Origin of the sequence: Sphingopyxis sp. (assembly GCF_035565275.1) — a bacterium.
Taxonomy (GTDB): Bacteria; Pseudomonadota; Alphaproteobacteria; order Sphingomonadales; family Sphingomonadaceae; genus Sphingopyxis.
Map to the genome: position 1 here is coordinate 1 of NZ_DATMST010000095.1, position 2015 is coordinate 2015.

At 65.9% G+C, this 2015-nt stretch carries 1 protein-coding gene; it reads left to right on the forward strand.

Annotation, left to right across the window (positions count from 1 at the left end; translation table 11 throughout):
- Window positions 1-2015 (forward strand): ribonuclease E/G (locus VN047_RS06955; protein ID WP_325541409.1); only part of this gene is annotated, 2015 nt, incomplete at both ends.

Genomic DNA, 2015 nt, shown 5'->3' on the forward strand with positions numbered 1-2015 from the left:
CGACGCGCGGCACCGGGAAGAAACCCGGGTCGCCGTCACCAAGGGAAACCGCATCGAGGAGTTTGATTTCGAGTCCGCCGAGCACAAGCAGCTCAAGGGCAATATCTATCTGGCCAAGGTTACCCGTGTCGAACCGTCGCTTCAGGCGGCGTTCGTCGAATATGGCGGCAATCGCCACGGCTTCCTCGCGTTCAGCGAAATCCACCCCGATTATTACCAGATTCCGAAGGAAGACCGCGACGCGCTGCTGCGCGAAGAGGCCGAGCATGCCGCCGCCGCCGCCCAGCGCGCCGAGGAAGACCTCGACGAGCTCGAAGGCGATGTCGCCGACGTCGAATATCACGACGAGGACGAGAATGGCGAGGGCCGCGCCGATCGCGACGACGACCGCGACGATCATGATGACCATGAAGATGGCGACGACAATGGCGATGCCGGGAATGGCGACGCCGAAGAGGGCGGCGAAGGGTCGGAAGAAGGCAAGGATGGCCGCGGCGACCGTCGGGGCCGCGGGCGCGGGCGCGGCAACAACCGCAAGGGCGGCCGTGGCCGCAGCCGCCGGGGCGACGACGAAGACGGCGAAAACCGCATGTCGCTGCGCCGCCGTTACAAGATTCAGGACGTTATCCGCCGCCGTCAGGTGATGCTGGTGCAGGTCGTCAAGGAAGAACGCGGCAACAAGGGTGCCGCGCTCACCACCTATCTGTCGCTCGCCGGCCGCTATTGCGTGCTGATGCCGAACACGATGCACGGTGGCGGGATCAGCCGCAAGATTTCGAACGGCGCCGACCGCCGCAAGCTGAAGGCGATGATCGACGAACTCGCGCTGCCGCCAACGATGGGCTGCATCGTCCGCACCGCAGGGATGAGCCGCACCAAGGTCGAGATCAAGCGCGACTTCGACTATCTCGCGCGCCTGTGGGACGAGATTCGCCAGAAGACGCTCGAATCGAGCGCGCCGGCGCTGGTCCACTCGGACAGCGACCTCGTGAAGCGCGCGATCCGCGATATCTATCATAAAGATATCGAGGAGGTGCTGGTCGAGGGCGACGAGGGCTACAAGGCCGCGAAGCAGTTCATGAAGCTGCTGATGCCCAGCCACGCGCGGCGCGTGAAGCAATATGCCGATCCCGTCTCGCTCTATCAGCGCTACGGCGTCGAGGACCAGCTTGCGGGGATGCTCAATCCCGTCGTCCAGCTGAAATCGGGCGGCTATCTCGTGATCAACCCGACCGAGGCGCTGGTGTCGATCGACATCAACTCGGGGCGTTCGACGCGCGAACATAATATCGAGCAGACCGCGCTCAGCACCAACCTCGAAGCCGCGCACGAAATCGCGCGCCAGCTGCGCCTCCGCGACATGGCGGGCCTTGTCGTGATCGACTTCATCGACATGGATCATGGCTCGAACGTCCGCAAGGTCGAGCGCGCGATGAAGGATGCGCTGAAGAACGACCGCGCGCGCATCCAGGTCGGCCGCATCTCGGGCTTTGGCCTGATGGAGATGAGCCGCCAGCGCCTGCGCACCGGCGTGCTCGAGGCCTCGACGCGCCCCTGCCCGCATTGCGAAGGCACCGGCCTCGTCCGCACGGCCTCGTCGGCGGGCCTCAGCGCCCTGCGCCTGATCGAAGAGGAAGCCGCGCGCGGCAAGGGCAACAAGATCACCCTGCGCGCGAGCCAGGAAGCGACCTTCTACCTCCTCAACGAAAAGCGCCGCGAACTGCGCGAGATCGAAGAGCTTTACGGGGTCACGGTCGAAATCCTGCCCGACGGCGAGACCGAAGGCGCGCGCATGGCGGTCGAGGTCAGCGGCCCGCCGCCGATCGCGCGCCGCAGCTTCGCCCCGATCGCGCCGATCGAGGATGACGACGACGACTATCCCGAGGACGAGGAAGAAGAAGCCGAAGAGGAAGTCGCCGACGAGCGTCCCGCGCGATCGCGCGATCGCGAAGAAGGCGGACGCGACCGCGAGGACGGCGAAGGCGATGGCGACGGCCGCAAGCGCCGCCGCCGTC